The sequence below is a fragment of the Mesorhizobium sp. Mes31 genome (assembly GCF_024519675.1).
GTDB lineage: Bacteria > Pseudomonadota > Alphaproteobacteria > Rhizobiales > Rhizobiaceae > Mesorhizobium.
On sequence record NZ_JALJRL010000069.1, the window covers coordinates 1 to 524 of the forward strand.

At 65.6% G+C, this 524-nt stretch carries 1 protein-coding gene; it reads left to right on the forward strand.

Annotated elements, in window-relative coordinates; genetic code table 11:
- Window positions 1-524: molybdopterin cofactor-binding domain-containing protein (locus NR193_RS33330; RefSeq protein WP_256754892.1), on the forward strand; the 524-nt coding region annotated here is incomplete at both ends.

A 524-nucleotide genomic window follows, 5' to 3' on the forward strand; every position in this document is an offset into this window, starting at 1 on the left:
GGCGACACCATGCCGGCCAACTCGACAGCACAGGATCGCTACAAGAACTACACCACCATCGCCATGTCGCTGCCGCACACCGAGGGCGACTTTTCCCGCCACACCTGGTGCGCGCATTTCATCGAGGTGCGCGTCGACGAGGATTTCGGCACGGTGCGCGTGTCGCGCGTGGTGTCGGCGCTGGATTCCGGCCGGCTCTACAACCCGAAGCTCGCCGAAAGCCAGTGGAAGGGCGGCATCATCATGGGCATCGGCCAGGCACTGCTCGAGGAAGGCATCATCGACCGCCGCCACGGCCGCATCGTCAACAACAACCTCGCCGACTATCTGGTGCCGACCAACGCCGACATCCCGGATATCGAGGTGATCTCGGTCGGCATCCCCGACCTGCACGCCTCGGTGCTCGGCGGCAAGGGCGTCGGCGAACTGGCCATCGTCGGCGTCGCACCGGCGATCGCCAACGCGGTGTTCCACGCGACAGGCAAGCGCGTGAGGGACCTGCCGATCACGCTGGAGAAGCTGAT